Annotated in this window: 12 protein-coding genes and 1 pseudogene; 6 read left to right on the top strand and 7 right to left on the bottom strand. The window is 35.7% G+C overall.

The window, feature by feature from the left end; all coding sequences use genetic code 11:
• Positions 1-124: 124 nt before the first annotated feature.
• Both FTU38_RS11100 and FTU38_RS11105 read right to left on the bottom strand, forming a co-directional pair.
• Entirely contained in the window at positions 125-1564 is a 1440-nt protein-coding gene (locus FTU38_RS11100; protein ID WP_180111190.1) for a VWA domain-containing protein, read from the bottom strand.
• The gene (locus FTU38_RS11105) at positions 1552-3054 is read right to left on the bottom strand and encodes an AAA family ATPase (protein ID WP_180111192.1); all 1503 of its coding nucleotides are present in this window, start codon (positions 3052-3054) and stop codon (positions 1552-1554) included. The genes FTU38_RS11100 and FTU38_RS11105 overlap by 13 nt, the downstream gene beginning before the upstream one ends.
• Positions 3055-3219: 165 nt before the next feature.
• Between FTU38_RS11105 and FTU38_RS11110 the strand changes: the two are divergent.
• From FTU38_RS11110 to FTU38_RS11130, 5 genes and pseudogenes are all read left to right on the top strand, one after another.
• Positions 3220-3504: pseudogene (locus FTU38_RS11110) on the top strand (hypothetical protein); the annotation flags it as partial.
• 135 nt (positions 3505-3639) lie between these two features.
• Complete coding sequence (locus tag FTU38_RS11115) at positions 3640-5097, top strand: site-specific integrase (RefSeq protein ID WP_180015178.1); 1458 nt, start codon at positions 3640-3642, stop codon at positions 5095-5097.
• Complete coding sequence (locus FTU38_RS11120; protein WP_180015176.1) at positions 5094-7010, top strand: hypothetical protein; 1917 nt, start codon at positions 5094-5096, stop codon at positions 7008-7010. The genes FTU38_RS11115 and FTU38_RS11120 overlap by 4 nt, the downstream gene beginning before the upstream one ends.
• On the top strand, positions 7007-8977 hold the full coding sequence (locus FTU38_RS11125; protein WP_257225710.1) for an integrase: 1971 nt from the start codon (positions 7007-7009) through the stop codon (positions 8975-8977). Before FTU38_RS11120 ends, FTU38_RS11125 begins: the two co-directional genes overlap by 4 nt.
• A 1-nt stretch (position 8978) precedes the next feature.
• Positions 8979-9365, top strand: a complete 387-nt coding sequence (locus tag FTU38_RS11130; RefSeq protein ID WP_180015172.1) for a hypothetical protein — start codon at positions 8979-8981, stop codon at positions 9363-9365.
• Here the strand turns inward: FTU38_RS11130 and FTU38_RS11135 are convergent, their stop codons facing one another.
• Entirely contained in the window at positions 9366-9878 is a 513-nt protein-coding gene (locus FTU38_RS11135; RefSeq protein ID WP_180015170.1) for a hypothetical protein, read from the bottom strand.
• Positions 9879-9937: 59 nt separating this feature from the next.
• Positions 9938-10144: a helix-turn-helix domain-containing protein gene (locus tag FTU38_RS11140; protein ID WP_071225333.1), complete on the bottom strand. Its 207-nt coding sequence runs from the start codon at positions 10142-10144 to the stop codon at positions 9938-9940.
• Between the two features lie 94 nt (positions 10145-10238).
• Here FTU38_RS11140 and FTU38_RS11145 point away from each other — a divergent pair, with 94 nt between their 5' ends.
• The gene (locus tag FTU38_RS11145; RefSeq protein ID WP_180111198.1) at positions 10239-10736 is read left to right on the top strand and encodes a hypothetical protein; all 498 of its coding nucleotides are present in this window, start codon (positions 10239-10241) and stop codon (positions 10734-10736) included.
• A gap of 133 nt (positions 10737-10869) precedes the next feature.
• Here the strand turns inward: FTU38_RS11145 and FTU38_RS11150 are convergent, their stop codons facing one another.
• Genes FTU38_RS11150 through FTU38_RS11160 form a run of 3 tightly spaced genes read right to left on the bottom strand, consistent with a single transcriptional unit; the run spans position 10870 to position 16288 of the window.
• Positions 10870-11610 (bottom strand): M48 family metallopeptidase, encoded by a 741-nt coding sequence (locus tag FTU38_RS11150; RefSeq protein WP_180014655.1) that lies wholly within the window; start codon positions 11608-11610, stop codon positions 10870-10872.
• 1 nt (position 11611) lies between these two features.
• Positions 11612-14893, bottom strand: a complete 3282-nt coding sequence (locus FTU38_RS11155; protein WP_180111200.1) for a type I restriction endonuclease subunit R — start codon at positions 14891-14893, stop codon at positions 11612-11614.
• Between the two features lie 39 nt (positions 14894-14932).
• Entirely contained in the window at positions 14933-16288 is a 1356-nt protein-coding gene (locus FTU38_RS11160; protein WP_180111201.1) for an anti-phage deoxyguanosine triphosphatase, read from the bottom strand.
• Positions 16289-16292 lie beyond the last annotated feature (4 nt).

The following is a 16292-nucleotide window of genomic DNA, read 5'->3' on the forward strand; positions in this document are numbered from 1 at the left end:
ACCGACCTCTCGATTTGCAAAAATGCTCAAATATTTTCTTTGTCAGACAATCTTTAAAACATCGGTGTTGTATGGCTCAAAAGCTTGTCATTAAAGGTCATGGCGTATTTTGAGTGAGTGATGATTATTGGATTTTTTGCACTTCACCGGTCGCAGATTGATAGACCCATTGATGACCAAACAGGCTGTCGTCTAAATGATCCAGTTTAAAATTACCAATCGCCACAGCATAGAATCCATTGCCCTGCTGCTTAAAATGTGTGATCTCTTGCATGAGTTCTTCAGTCAGTTGCCCCATGATAAAGTCTGAAATTACCACCACATCAGCATGTACAAAATTCGGTTGTTTCAACATGTCCACGGCATGATTCATCGCAGGGATAATATCTGTTCCCCCATGAAATGACTGCCCTAAAAAGTGAATGACATCATCCAAAGCACTATTATGTTGTAAATTCAGCGCGGTTAAATTGGTCGAGAAATTTACCAAATACATCGCTCGCCTTTCTTTTAGCGCTCGAATAGATAAATACAAACAAATCGCTTTGGAAATCAGTTCAGGTTGTCCATTCATTGAGCCACTAGTATCTAAGCAAACAATCATCGGGCCTTTTTGTCCGACTCGACGCTGCGTATGGCGTTGGTCTTCGATCACCCGTCCCTGTTGCTGACCTTGTCGATTAAAACTCATCAGGTTAGATTCTAAATATTTCAAATCAAATAAAACCTGCAAGTCTGGATCGGCTAATAGCGCCAACTCGCTAGGTAAAGCCATACTGATTTCTTGTGCCAATTTAATTCCAGTAATTTCCTCTTGCGCCATCGGGGTGTGAATAAGCTGCTGTGGTTCTTGTTCTAACTGAGCAGAAATCCGCTTACGTGGCATATTCGGCTGTGCGCTTCCAATCATTTGACATAGACGTTTAAGCGCCCGATCTTGCTCGAGATAATTCGCCCATTGCTCAAAGTTCTGTACATCATGCTCAGTTAATTGCCCTTTGGAATAGTCCAGAAAAATCCCAGTTTCAAACCCGACCCTGTCATGGTGCTTGACCATTTTCGACAATGTCGCGAGAAAATCTTTGATTTCATCTAAAAAGGCATCTCGTTGTAAACGGAGCTGCTCAAACTCCCAATGCGCAATAGCTTCAGTCAATTTGCGCTGCCATTTACCTTTGAATAGCTCAATGTGTAATTGACGCTGTTGCTCGGTCAGCAACGACTGTTGGCTCTGTTGCCACATTTCAGTGAATTCTGGAATCCCCAAGGTTTGCATGAAGGCAGCATATTCAGTGTGGAATTGAACAAAATCGCCCTGTTCCCAATGCTTTATCGCAAGCCAATGTTCCAATTGCTGCTGCGCCATTGCATAGGGATGCTGCTGATCTAAGCTCGACTTTGCCTGAAAGGCCCATTCCTGAATTTTTTGATCGAGCTTTTTTGCAACTTTATGATCATCCAACCAATGTTTTAAACTGGATTGTTTTAATTCATCATAAAGTTGTGAACTTAATTCATCGAGTGCCGATTGGGTTTGTTGTCGTGTCGGTTTTAATTGCGACATAACTGTTCCAGACGCTCACAATCTTGCAATTGCAACTGATATCGTGCCAATTGCTGCTCAATAGATTGAATTAATTGTTGAATATCCTGTTCAGTGACAAAGACCGATTTAAACTGATGTTTTTGACTATTAAAGCGTTCCGTCAACAGATCCAACTCTGTTTGAAAATGTGCTTTGAGCTGTTGAATTTCGTGTAAAAGCTCATATTGGCTTTGTGCTGAAAGTGCGCTGCGTGGACTGCCTTTGGTATGTTTTATATACGGCGTCACCACTTCTTCTAAACCGTAATAGCCACCTTTTAACGTACACACTCTTGAACCATTAAAATTACATACGATGCCACGCACTTCTTCACCGGTATCATCTAAGGCAAAGAAGTCTTTTTTCGTATCCATTTTATCTAGTTCGAGATACAACACTTTATCTTTATAGTGTCGATCTAGATTAGTCACTGCACGCAAGTAGTCAGTGCCATGAATTAAATAACTCTCATACACATCATCAGTATAATAAAAAAGATTGAGCACCCGCTGTTCAAGTGCATCCTTCTCTGCCACATGCTGTTCGAATTGCAAACCGTAATTTAAGCCATTTTCAGCCAATACTTCATCTATCTGCTGCGAAACAAAGGCAATGTCTTCAGGCTGATTCCATAAGCAATGTTTTAAAATTAATAGATCACTCAAAATCACCGATGAACGATCATTTAAAAATGCACAGGCTTTGACTAAATAAGCCACACGTTGCCAACGACGGTCAGAGACATAGACCACGTGATCTTCAAAGTTATGATTGAGTCGAGTTTTAAGTTGATCAAACAGATTTAAAATCGATTCGGGTAAATCCACCTGATAAATCTGTTCCCGCCAATCTTGTAACTCTGCTTTTGTTATTTTTAAAGTTGCATCGACTTCAACACTGACTTGACTCGGTTTGGCCTCTAATAGTGCATGGAAGTTTTCTGCAATAGCAATCGGCGGCACTTCTAAACGCAAAATAAAACGATCATACAATGCATCTAGACCTTGATTTGGTTCGGGAATTTCATTCGATGCGCTGACCAAAACATTCAATGGAACTTTTTGGACAATATCACCATTTTTAAAACTCCGTTCATTCACCAAGGTGAGTAAAGTATTTAAAATCGCAGGGCTGGCTTTCCAAATTTCATCTAAAAAAGCAAAATCTGCTCGTGGTAAATAATGTTCTGTTTTACGAATGTATTGATCTTCTTTTAAGGCTTTAATCGATACTGGGCCAAAAATTTCTTCCGGCGTACTGAAACGATTCATCAAATATTCAAAATAGTCATGAACTTCAAAAGCAGAGGCGATTCGACGTGAAATCAAACTTTTTGCAGTGCCAGGCAAACCATATAAAAAGGTATTCATACCCGCAACACCAGCCAACAAACTCAAAGCAATAATCTGCTCACGTTCATACATATTTTTGCTGATTTCAGAAATTAAAGTATTGATCCGTGCTTGCATCTGATTATCTGTTTGACCGAAAACTAAATTGTAACGCCCTAATCGATTTTTCGCTGTAGCAGATGCAAAAATATCGCTTTTTAAATACAGCGCAACAGCGTGATATTGTATTTTCAGGTTATAGTAAAACTACACATCCCCTTGGAACTCTAGAAACTTTTCATCATGTTGCCCTTCTTTCCTACACTCATCCGACTGTTAAAACTTGAAGGTTTTAAATATCGATCCCTCACGGCAGGTGAAATATCCATGTGTCGCAGTGTGTTTGGGGATTTGATTCAATATGAGCAAGTGAAAGTGATGAATCACCCTTTTTTGCCTTGGCAATCTGCGCATGTGGTCATGGCGCCTCAGGGGTATATCCATGCACGAAATTTACTGTTTAAAGCGGACTATGCCAAAGCGTCCTTAGGATATCGCGCCCTGTTTATTCATGAGATGGTATCTATAAGTTTTAAATAAAATGACAACAAATATAAGTTTAATAAAAAATGGACAAACCCTGTTTCAATTTAAGATATTTATTTAACTAAGATTTTTTTGTAAGGTTTAAGGCAACTTCTATAAAAAGACTTTGGCTTCAATATGACAAACAAGGCTAGAAAAATAACCTTATCTAAATTTGCTCAGACAAAAGTTGTGCAACCTTCACATTTTGAAGCAACAGAAATAACCCTACCAACACAAACCAAATACCACGTTGCGCATATAACACAAAACTCTTTTGAATATGATCCAACTTATGGAACACGAGAAACTAAGTCACCTGTTCAATTTAATTTATATCCTCTAGTTGTTGATAGTTATGGAGTGCCTTGGGCTGAAGCTAATATTTACATCTTAGATAGAATAAAAAATAGTCTTAATGTAGTTATGGCAACCTATTCAAATATAGCTAGTGATTTAGTCGCATTTAGGCAATTTTTAGATGATACAAATGTGAATTGGGTTACTTTCGATAAAAACAAATTATATAGACCTACATATCGCTATAGAGCATATCTACGAACAATGATTGAAGCTGAAAAAATCAGCTTTTCCACTGCCCGTAGAAGAATGAGTACTGTAATCTCATTTTATCGTTGGTTAAAAAACGAAGGCTTACTGAAGCCTGAATTTCCTATGTGGAAAGAATCAGATCGTTTTATAGATTTAAAAAATGATTTTGGTTCAACTTTTACAAAAAAAATCAAGTCAACAGATGTCTCTATCAAAGTCACTAAATCAAATAATCCATATGCTGAAACCATTAATGATGGTGGACTACTTCGACCATTGTCCAAAGATGAACAAATTCACTTACTAGAGGCCCTATCTGCATTAAAGAACACTGAAATGCTTTTAATCCACCTCTTAGGGTTGGCAAGTGGTGCACGAATTCAGACTATTCTCACCATGAGATTGCATCATGTATTTATCAATATGGAGGGTTCAGAATTAAAGGAAATCAGAATTCCTGCAGGACCTAGCACAGGCATTGACACAAAAAATGATAAGAAAATAGTTTTGCATATTCCTCTTTGGCTCTACCAAAAACTACATATCTATTCACAAAGTGAAAATGCTCAGGTACGAAGAAAAAAATCACTGTTGGGTGATTCAGATGATCAATATTTATTTTTAAGTAATCGCGGTACACCCTATTATCAGTCTAAAGCGGAGATTAAACACTTTCATGAAAATTTTGCACTTCATCATGCTAAGAATGGACAAACTGTGAGGCAATTTATAAATGATAAAGTAATTCCATATATTCAAAATCAATTGAACAATCCAAAATTTAAATATCGCTTTCATGATTTAAGAGCTACTTTTGGCATGAATCTAACAGATGAACAGCTAGAATATGTTGCTAGAGGACAAATAAGTCTTCACCAAGCTCGTGAATTTGTCAGAGTTAGAATGTGCCATGAATCCTCAGCAACGACAGACTTATATCTACAATACCGACAAAATTTAAAACATATTAGACAAGTGTCAGACTCATATAATGATCACCTATTTAAGATTGTTACCTCACTTGACTTGGATCAGAAATTATGAATTTAGAGCGAAGAATTATACAAGTCTATGATTTACCAATTCATTCTAATATTACAATTCTTCGCCCTGAACAAGTGGTGGTGAAATTTCCTCTGGGTAAGACCATTGATATAGGTGCATTGTGCTATTTAATTCGACAACCTACAGCCAAATCACATTTAGGTGTTAAAAGAATTTCAAATGAAGGAAGACTTGTACAGATAGATTCTGTGTATGAACCTCGCAAGGATGATGTACGCCGACTTATAACTTTTATTTCAGAACATATTATCCATAGTGGAAAACGTATTGAAACTATTAGAGATATGATCTCACGTTCAGTAGCCTTTGTATTTTGGGCTGATCAGAATAAATTTTATGATCTATTAAATAAAAAAGAAATAGCTAAACTAGCATTAATTCAGTACACCCAATATTTAAAAGAAAAAGTCTCAAGAGACGAGATCACAATAAATAGTGCTTCAAGACAACAAAGTTCAGTTATTACATTCTTATGTGATTTTTTTGAAGATGATGAATTTGCCATTGGTGTGAACATAATTCGAATAAACCAAAAACTCAAGAAAAGCACACAACCTCCAAGTGAAGATTCACAGGCAAAAGTCTTATCATTGTGTGAAAATATTTTTGATGGAATAGTCTCTTTTATCCTTGAGCATAAACAATATCCACATGAACTCAACATGCCCACATATTTAAATTTCCCAAACAATAAGCTTTGGATTTTCCCTGCAGAGTCATGGTTTATTCATCCTCTTAAATCATTAGACAAACGTAATACTTGTTTAGGTTATAACTACCAATTAGGAATATTAAACACAATTGAACAAATTGATAAATTAAGACTAAAACCCATTATAAATCAAAGAAACACTTACCATCTTTTAAAAAATGCAGAAAATAATTTAACTGCGGCTAATCAAAATTTTAGGCATAGCCAAAGAATACACATTGGAACTATTGCGCTGAATGCTTTTATTATTTTATTTACTGCACAAACAGGAATGAATTGGTCACAAATACTCAATTTGCAATGGGATAATGAATTTCATATATCTAGCACTCATCAATTATTCAGAACAATAAAATGGAGAGCTGCAGGTAAAGAGTGCAGTTTTGAAATACCTGTAGGATTTATGCCTAGATTCAAAAATTTCATTAGATTAAGGAATTATCTTTTAAATAATCAAAAGTTTGAATATTTGTTTTTTACTGCTGGTGAACGAGGTTTAGGCACCCCGAAACAAGTTAAATCATTTACTTTGCATGGTATTTACTCAGCAATTAAGCGAATTGATCCTCTGTTACCCACAATTCAATCAAGAGAATGGCGTGCAGCAAAAAGTGATTGGCTTGTGCGAAATACTGACATTTCAACAACAGCACTAATTTTACAAAATACAGAAAAAACAGTTTTATCTTCTTATATTGCAGGTTCTGAAAGTGCACATTGGGAAGAGATATCAAACTTTCTACATAACATATCTAAAGTTATTCTTTCGCCTAATCACGATCAAAAGCAATTATTACAGAGTGCTATTGGTAAATGCTCCTCCTTTGGAAACCCTGTAATTCCACAGGAAAACGACTCAATAAACACACCTAATTGTATTAATCCCGAAGGTTGCTTATTTTGTGAGAATTATAGAATACACGTAGATGAAACTGATATTCGAAAATTATTAAGTTGTAGGTATTGTATTGAAAAAACAGCACATTTAATAGGAAACTTGGAAGAACAAGATTTAATAACAAAACCAATTTTTGAAAGAATTAATTTAATTATAGCCCATGTTAAAAAGAACAATGAACCGCTTGTAAACAAAATTATGTCTGAAGTTGAAGAAGGGGAACTTGACATTTATTGGGCAAGAAAACTTGAAATGTTTATGGAGTTAGATTGGATAATATGACTATTTTAAATCTAGATGCAAAATTAACATTTCCTTCACATCATATTCCACCTGATTCATTCAATATATTGAATGATAGTTTACCATCGGATGATTTTGTTGTAAGTAGATCACCCACAGGAGCTATAATTTCATTATATGGAGACATTGTTTGGGACTTCACCATTTACCACCCCGATGGTAAGCCAAGTCCGTTATTATTCACCTATTGGGATCAAGGTGAATTAACCCCTAAGAGACAGGAATTAATCAAAGAAATTAAACATATTTTCTTTATATTAATTTGGCTAAGAGATAAAAGCCCGTTAAGTTTTGGGACATTAAGAAATTATCTAACTATTACTCGTGATATTGCAAAATTTGCAGAATGTAAACACACCACGTTAAAAGAAGTCATCGGCAATAATAAATTATTTTTAGAATTCGTTCGATCTCAGAACTCAGGATGGTTTATAGAAACACTTTCATCGCTTTTATTATTACTAATTGCTAGTAGTTATCAAAATCTTGCAATCAAGATAATTGAACCAGAAATAATAAGACAACTGCAAAAACAGAACAAACAGTACAGAGCATCTTTAAATCAACATGCCCCTATTCCTACCAGAATCTATTCTGAAATTTTAAAAAATTGGACATGTTATTTAGAAGAGTGGGAAAAAGTATCAAATGAATTAATGCAATTAATTTTGGAATGTTATGAATATAAACTAAGTTGTTCAGCTAAAAGAGCTTATTTTCATTCAATTTTGGATAATGTATCTGAACCATTAAAAAACTTCGTTAATGAACATACTGGACAATTCACAATAAAGCAAATCTCTAGCTTAGTTACAGCAACGCAGTGTATTTGTAAACTTGTAATTCAAGCTTTTTCTGGTATGCGAGACGAAGAGGCACAAACTATCCCTTATCAATGTATTAAAGAGGTGATCTCGAACTCACAAAAACATTATTTGATAATTGGTAGAACAACTAAGTTAAACCAGGGAAATGCCAAGACCACCCAATGGATAACAAGTATTGAGGGTTTAAAAGCCGTCAGAATTGCTCAAAAAATTGCTGATCATATTTACCAAATTCTTGATGAACAAGGAATTCAAAAAAGCACAGATATTTTTCAGTATCCCCTGTTTATTTCAGCGAGTTACTTTGGATTTTCAAGTAAACCGATTGAGTCAACAATTAAACAATATCGCATTGGAACTCTATACAGTAAACAAGTAGTTGATAAACTGATACCCCAAATAAAATTGGCTGATGTTGAAGAACTTGAACAAATTGATCCTCACAGAGCATGGAGATCAGAAGAGATTTTTCTTATTGGACAATATTGGCCTTTTACTACTCATCAATTACGTCGTTCATTAGCACTTTATGCTCAAAGATCAGGTCTTGTATCTTTACCCTCTCTACGAAGGCAGTTACAACATATCACCAATGAAATGACCAGTTATTATGCTAAAGGTTCTACATTTGCAGAAAATCTAATAAATGACGATAAAAGCCATTTTGCAAATGAATGGCAACAGACCCAATTAGAATCTAACTCATTAGGATATATTTTTAACGTTTTAATGTCTAATACCCCTTTATATGGTGGTCATATACATTGGATGGAAAATACGCTTAAAAATGAAGAAGGAATGATAATATTTGATCGCAAGCAAACACTACAACGTTTCAAAAAAGGCGAAATTTCCTATAAAGAAACAATCATGGGTGGCTGTACCAAAGTTGGAGCTTGTAATTTTACAGCGACCAATTGGTTTCAAATTAACTGTTTAAAAGATAATTGTCGACACTTAATTGTCAGCCTACCTAAGCTAGAAAGAGTTATTACAGCACAAGAGAAAATGATTAACTTTTTAGATATAACCTCGCTAGAATATCGAACTGAAGTATCACATTTACAAATACTTAAAGAAACAAAGCATAAAATTATTGAACTTAAGGGTGCAGAATAGAATGTCAGAAGCTCTTATTGAATATTTTGAAGCACTTGAACGACTGAAAGTAAATAAGCCTATTCGTATAGATATTGGAACGAAAATTTCTAATGATTCTGTAGCTTTAGAAGCTGGTCGTAGTAAAGGAGCAATCAAGAAATCAAGATTAATATTTGCAGATCTAATTGTAGCCATTGACAGTGCGGCAAAAGAACAAAATATAACGCCTCTTGATCAACGTAAGCTTTTAAAAATACAAGAAGAATTAAAAACTGTCCGTGAAGACTTAGAAAAAGCATTGGGAAGAGAGATTTCATTACTTTATGAAAATTATCAACTGAAAAAACAACTCAACGCCTTAAATGGAAGCAATATCATACCAATCCGTCAAGCCGATCATGATTAATTAGCTTCGAATGATAATATTAGGGATTTTTTCAAAAAAAATGTCGCGTGCAATATCACCCTGTTGCTCAATATTATATTGCTCAAACCGTTTTCCATTGATCAATTTGTATTTATATGGATCATACATCTTAAAACTAAGATAATAAGAACTCTGTAAAATAAAGCCTTTAACTACTACATTCGTATGCTTTTGATATTGAAGTACATGCGCTAGCTCATGGATAAATACACCTTGCATTGCAATTGAACATTGAGAATAATCTTTGCAGAAAATCTCTTTATTTACAAATAATCTACCGTTTGGAGCCATTAATATGTTTTTAGGTTGCCAAGGTAAATAAGGAATATTAAAAATTTTTACATCATCATAATTAATAAGATCACGAAAAACTGTTTTCGCAATATTGACTTCACCTTTCGTTAATCCTCTATACTCAAAATCTTGTATTTTTAAAAATTTATATAAAAATAACCACACTTTATAGATATTTTCTTTAAAAAAATTCTTCATAATATTAAATTTAAAATTTCAACAATTAAGAGAAGAATACATATTTACTGAATAGTATTTCAAGGTAAAAAATTTTTAGGATCCGTATCTAGGGCTAAAGCAATTTCATACAGTTTTTTGATCGTTATATTTACTTCCCCCCTTTCAATTCTTCCTAAATAGCTTCGATCTATACCGCATTGTAAAGCCAAATTTTCTTGACTTATTTTTTTTGACTCTCGAGTAAAGCGTATTAATTGACCAATTGATACCGCTAAATCATTCATAAATAATCGATAGTTCAAAAAATAGAACTATCAAATTTTGATGTTTATAAGTCCACGGCTTATAATCCTCATTGCTTAAATTTAGGATTGTCTAATGTCAAATCGCCTTTTACCATTCTATTCAAATTTTTTTAATACTTTTGAAAAACATACTATTGAGAAATGGGAAGCAAAAGATTTCATTTTAAACGTTTTAGATGAACACCTTCGCACAACACAAAATAAGCAACGTATCTATCAAGGTATCAATGTGCTGGTTGATTGTGGATATTTAAAAAAATTTATAAACCCTCGAAAAAAGAATACATTCCTTTATTCAGAAGCAGAAAGACTGAATGATTATCGAAGTGCAAAAAAACAAGAAAATATAGCGAAAGCTTTAAGTGAAAAAATGGATTCTGTACAAGAAAGTATCGTGAAAAAAAACTTTGAGGTAGATTTTATAAATGGGCTAAAAGACGAGTATCCCAAAATAGCGAGCCAACTAGATATTATTGAGCAAGAACATATCCATAGCTTGAACAACTTAACAATACAACAAAATGTTATTAAAAGCCTCATGAGCCGTTTTAGTATCAATGAAGAAGTTTAGTAACAGGGCGAAGGATTTAACAAACGAGCCTGTAAATACCCCCCATATGACAAAACTAAAACTAGCAAATTACTGTCTATGTCTCATTAGTAGATGCGTATTTCCTAACTATTTGATCGTTTCATTATATAAATTAACTAAATAGCCTAGCTGCCATGTTATCTAATCTTTCTTTCACCACCTCCCAATCAGGCATTATTTGAGTCAAAAGTTGGTAGAAACGATCACTATGGTTATGCTCAACTAAATGACATAACTCATGAAGAATCACATAATCAATGCAAATTGCGGGCGCTTTAACTAGATGCGGGTTCAGTGTAAGAAGACCTGATGGTGAACAGTTCCCCCACTGTGTGCGCATTGTCATGAGTCGAATATCAGGCTTAGCTTCAACCCATAAGGCTTTTTCAAGAATCTGCCTCAATCGTACTTCAAATATGACTTTTGCTCGAGATCTGTACCATTCATTTAAATGAGATTTAATACTTTCAATATCCGTATCTAAGGTGTTTACCTCCAATCGTCCCCTCAGAAGTTTTACACCTTTTGGCTTGGTATCATCATGAATCACTTTTAATTGATACTGTTTACCCAAATAAAAGTGGCTTTCACCACTTTTATATTGGCGAGGCGTGATAAATTTGCTTTGTTCACGGAACTCTCGTAATTGCTTATAGATCCAACGACTGCGTTGCTTTACCGCTTCAATGATTGTTTTATCATCTGTATTTAACGGTGTTGATACAACTACCCGACAATCAACATAGACTTTAATCAGTATTTTTTGAGAACGACTAGAACTTTCAAGCACCTCAAAATCGATAACTTCATCACCATATACAATGCTTAACTTTTTCTCTGGCAGCGTATTCATCCTAGAGCCCATTCAAACCGACCCTAGTAATTTGTACGATCATTTCCACAATTTTTTTGGCTTGATCCATACCACTCCCAATGGATTTACATTCACGGAACATCTGAGGTAATAGTTTTTTACGGATATCCGCTTCAATATTTTGTGGATTAATTGAGTTTTCAGCTACAGAGCTCATGACAGAACGATCAACCTCGAAAGCAAGCTCAATCCACTTATCTTGATTCTGTTGATCTATTATCGAGAATGCTTCAGGTAATAGCTTCTTAAAGACCCCGTAATAAGCTTGAGCATGCTTATTACCACTGAATACATCAGGAATTTCATCTAAACGACGAGCTTCTACTTGCTCTTCAAACTCCCTAAACAGCATGTGTTGCTTCAATGGGTGATCAAACTCTTTCTCTGCTTCTTCAATGACTTGACGTAACAGCTTAGAGAAAGCCTCCTGAGCATAGGGATCATCACGCAATTGCTGTTCAATCATCTTCGTTACACGAGTTTTGATGATATCCGTTTCATTACGTGTTTTCTCTTCACTCCAATCTTCAGGTTGCGCCACTTTGCCCATCTTGCCGACTTCATAGACTCCATCAGGGTCTTTTACCTCAATACCCACAACATGCTTATCAAGAAGTTTTTTGACTTGCTCAGCATACTGATCATAGTCAATAGTCTCTCCAGCATCTCGTTTCACAATCTGACGCAAGCTTGTAAATAGTTTGACTGTTTCTTTGTAGTGCTGACGATCTGCATCAGAAAAGCTTTTATCTTCAAAAAAGGTTGCTGACTGCAATGCAACTTTTAAACAACTGGCAAATTCTGTAAGTGCTTCATAAAAATCATCACGAACTTTTAAGTGAATATCGACTAACTCACCCTCACGTTCTTCAATGCGTGGGACTAAAACTTGGCGCAACTGCTCTGGATCATTTTTATTTTTTACACCATCAAAAATCGCCCATAGCGCTTTATACAAACGAGGTAAACGTTTGTATTCAGAGCTCATTTGCGTATACAAGCCTGTAAGATCATTGATATCATAGCCACCTTGGGTACGAGCAGCGAGATCTTGATAATCAAGAATCGTAGCGTCCAATTCTTTTAAAATACCTCGATAGTCGATCAATAAACCAAACTTTTTCATTGGATGAAGCCGGTTTACACGCGCAATTGCTTGGATCAAATTGTGCTGTTTTAAATTTTTATCAATATAAAGAACAGCATTTTTAGGTTCATCAAAACCTGTTAAGAGCTTATCCACCACAATCAGCAATTTAAGCGAATCATCTTTTTCAAAACGCTCAATCACTTGTTTGGTATAGGCTTGCTCATCCTGAGTGCCGACATTCTCCTTCCACCATTGGGTCACTTCAGGGGTAGTCGATTCATCAACATCAGTATTCCCTTCACGACTATCAGGTGGACTCATCACCACAGCAGACTCAAACAAGCCTGCTTCATCCAAGTACTTTTTATACTTAATCGCTGAAGCCTTGCTATCACAAGCAAGCTGTCCTTTTAAACCATCATCAATATTTTTCACAAAGTGATTGGCAATATCTAACGCAATCAGGCGAATACGATCGTCCGCAGTATAGATCTCACCTTTTCTCGCAAATTTACGTTTTAAATCTGCTTTTTGTTGATCGTTTAAACCTTCTGTTATCCGTTCAAACCACGTATCAATCGCTCGTTCATTGACATCTAAATCAGGGATTCGTTCTTCATAGAGCAAAGGCGTTACAGTTTTATCTTCTACCGCTCGCTGCATCGTATACGCATGAACGATAGGACCAAACTTATTAATAGTCTTTTCATCTTTAAGTAATGGCGTACCTGTAAATGCCACGAATGCCGCATTTGGCAGTGCGAGTTTCATACGTACATGGTTTTCACCACCTTGGCTTCGATGCCCTTCATCAATCAGGACAATGAAGTCTGAACTCGTGTTAACACATTCAGGGAGCTTGGTTGCAGAATTAAACTTCTGAATCAAAGAGAACATGATTCGTTCTGTACCCTTACCAATTTGTTCAGCCAAGCGTTTGCCTGAAGTCGCCATGGCATTTTGCTTGTCTTTTTTTCCTGCCAGTTCACCACCTGATACAAAGGTTTTACTAAGTTGATCTTCTAAATCGACACGGTCAGTGACAACCAAAATACGGCATTTTTTTAAATTTTCATGTAAGATCAAGGCTTTACTGAGAAAGACCATGGTAAAAGATTTACCTGAGCCTGTTGTATGCCAAATGACACCACCTTCACGACCACCTTTGGTGTTCTTCGTACTAATACGTTCAATGAGTCGCTTAATACCAAAAATTTGCTGATATCGAGCAACAATTTTTCCTGCTTTCTTATCGAAAAGCGTATATAGGCGAACCATTTCAAGTAGGCGTTCAGGCTTTAATAGGCTGATCAGCAGTTGATCTTGACCTGTAACAGCTAAGTCTCCACCTGCAATTAGGTTTTCATACCAATTTAAGTCATCAACTGGACGATAAGAAAATAGGCTCTGTTTTTGTGAAGCACTTAATTTCTTATTTTTAAGCGCAAACATGTCTGCATCAGAAATATCTTCTTCTCGCCATGCTGCCCAGAATTTTGCAGGGGTATTGCATGTGCCGTAACGCCCTTCATGTCCATTTATAGAGAGTAGCAGTTGGCTATATGCAAACAAATGTGGAATTTCATCAGGTCGCTGATTACGAAGCGTCTGAGAAATACCTTCATTAATCGTTGGACCTTTCTTTGCCTGACTATCGGGGCGTTTTGCTTCAATCACTACTAAAGGGATACCATTTACAAAGCAAATGATATCGGGTCTACGTATATCTACACCACCTGAGCGTGTAACAGCAAATTCTTCAGTATATGAAAAGTCGTTGTTATGGATGTTATGCCAATCAATCAGTGGAATCGTCGGGCTAACCTTTTTTCCATTTACAAATTCAGTTACAGGAATGCCGTAGAATAAATGGTCATACATTTTTTCGTTGGCAGTCAGTAGCCCTTCATTCAAAGCAGGGTTACAGATTTCAGCCATTAAGTTATCTACCGACTTTGCTGAGAGTGGATATTCTTGACCCGCAAATGGAAAAGTGCGTTTAGAAAGCTCTTTACGTAAGATTTGACGTAATACTACTTGATCTTGCTTTCCATCACGGGCAGCGAGTGCCTGTGATGGAGCTAAAAATGACCATCCCAAGTTAGTCAACAAAGCTAAAGCCGGAAGTTTTGCACTATATTCTTCTTGAAACTTCGGTAAAAAATTGGTCATTTAATATTTTCTCATTACCTTAAATGTTAATTAATCGGATTAAAGTCGATCAAAAATAGAACCCCGATGAGGGTAATAAATTTTTTCATACAATCTAGTTGCATACTCGTCAGTCATACCCGAAATGTAATCACAAATTACCCGTTGCTTATGTATTTCCGTTTCAGCTTTTTGATACTTAACTATCGTAGTAGTAGGCAATAGCCTTGTTGGATCTGAAGCCAATGCTTCAAATAGTTCAATAACAAGTTTTTGCCCTTTGAACTCAAGCTGTTGAACATTAGTACTTTTGATTACTTTATCTTTGACCAAATCAAAAATATGTTCTAGTAATTGCTCATGCTGTTTATCAAGAACAGCATTCCACTTAATCAAATCACATGAAGCAGATAAAATGCCCGTTGGTTTCACTTCAGCATTGGTTATGAATTGATTTACCAAATCTCCGATTTGATTTTTGCGCTGATAGCTTTCATTTGAAAATAACTTCGCAGCAATCTTATTACTATCTAATCCACAAGCTTTGAATCTATTCTCTTTAGAATCAGCACTACCCTCTTCATTAGCCTGATTATGATTTTCCCAATCTGAACGAGTTATCATTCCTAATGAAATAGCATCTTCTAAATCATGCAAGCTATATGAAATATCATCAGCGAGTTCCATAATCGATGTATCTAAAGCTTTATACATAGGCTTTAGATGACCTGATTTATGCATTTTCAATTTAACAAACTCAGCTTTTTCATCAGGATTAAGTGGCTTAAGTATCCAATTAACCACATCATTTTCACTACTCAAATAACATTTAGGTGGTTTTTGCTTCTCAGCCTCTGATAACCAACGTGGAGCTTTAATTTCTCCATATGCTTTGTCTTGCACCGTTGTGGTATAGGATGCAGGATATTTAAGCACGCCCAACAGTAATCGGCGGGTTGGATTCATACCATAACCATCTGTATATTTATCTAAACACGATAGAATTCTGAGCGTTTGTCCATTCCCTTCAAAACCACCATGTTCACGCATACAAATATTTAGTGCTACTTCACCACCATGACCAAAAGGAGGATGACCAATATCATGCGCTAAGCAAATTGCACTCATTAGCGCTACATCAGGTAAAGCTTGATAAATTTCTGAATTTTGGTGTTCATATTTATGTTTTAAACAACGTAAAATTCCCGATCCTATTTGGGCAACTTCCATAGAATGAGTTAATCGCGTACGATAAAAATCACTCTCCCCCAATCCAAGAACTTGAGTTTTTGATTGTAAACGTCTAAAGGCTGCTGAATGAATTAACCGAGCATGATCTCGCTCCCACTCATTACGTACATCATTAATGCGTTTGGTATCTTTCTTTCGACGTTTTTCCCATTTATATGCAGACATAACC

The sequence above is a fragment of the Acinetobacter sp. YH12098 genome (assembly GCF_013419235.1).
Lineage (GTDB): Bacteria > Pseudomonadota > Gammaproteobacteria > Pseudomonadales > Moraxellaceae > Acinetobacter > Acinetobacter amyesii.

Coding starts and splice junctions, on each gene's coding strand:
- FTU38_RS11100 (WP_180111190.1), bottom strand. CDS start 1,564: ATGTCGCAATTAAAACCGACACGACAACAAACCCAATCGGCACTCGAT.
- FTU38_RS11105 (WP_180111192.1), bottom strand. CDS start 3,054: ATGCAAGCACGGATCAATACTTTAATTTCTGAAATCAGCAAAAATATG.
- FTU38_RS11115 (WP_180015178.1), top strand. CDS start 3,640: ATGACAAACAAGGCTAGAAAAATAACCTTATCTAAATTTGCTCAGACA.
- FTU38_RS11120 (WP_180015176.1), top strand. CDS start 5,094: ATGAATTTAGAGCGAAGAATTATACAAGTCTATGATTTACCAATTCAT.
- FTU38_RS11125 (WP_257225710.1), top strand. CDS start 7,007: ATGACTATTTTAAATCTAGATGCAAAATTAACATTTCCTTCACATCAT.
- FTU38_RS11130 (WP_180015172.1), top strand. CDS start 8,979: ATGTCAGAAGCTCTTATTGAATATTTTGAAGCACTTGAACGACTGAAA.
- FTU38_RS11135 (WP_180015170.1), bottom strand. CDS start 9,878: ATGAAGAATTTTTTTAAAGAAAATATCTATAAAGTGTGGTTATTTTTA.
- FTU38_RS11140 (WP_071225333.1), bottom strand. CDS start 10,144: ATGAATGATTTAGCGGTATCAATTGGTCAATTAATACGCTTTACTCGA.
- FTU38_RS11145 (WP_180111198.1), top strand. CDS start 10,239: ATGTCAAATCGCCTTTTACCATTCTATTCAAATTTTTTTAATACTTTT.
- FTU38_RS11150 (WP_180014655.1), bottom strand. CDS start 11,610: ATGAATACGCTGCCAGAGAAAAAGTTAAGCATTGTATATGGTGATGAA.
- FTU38_RS11155 (WP_180111200.1), bottom strand. CDS start 14,893: ATGACCAATTTTTTACCGAAGTTTCAAGAAGAATATAGTGCAAAACTT.
- FTU38_RS11160 (WP_180111201.1), bottom strand. CDS start 16,288: ATGTCTGCATATAAATGGGAAAAACGTCGAAAGAAAGATACCAAACGC.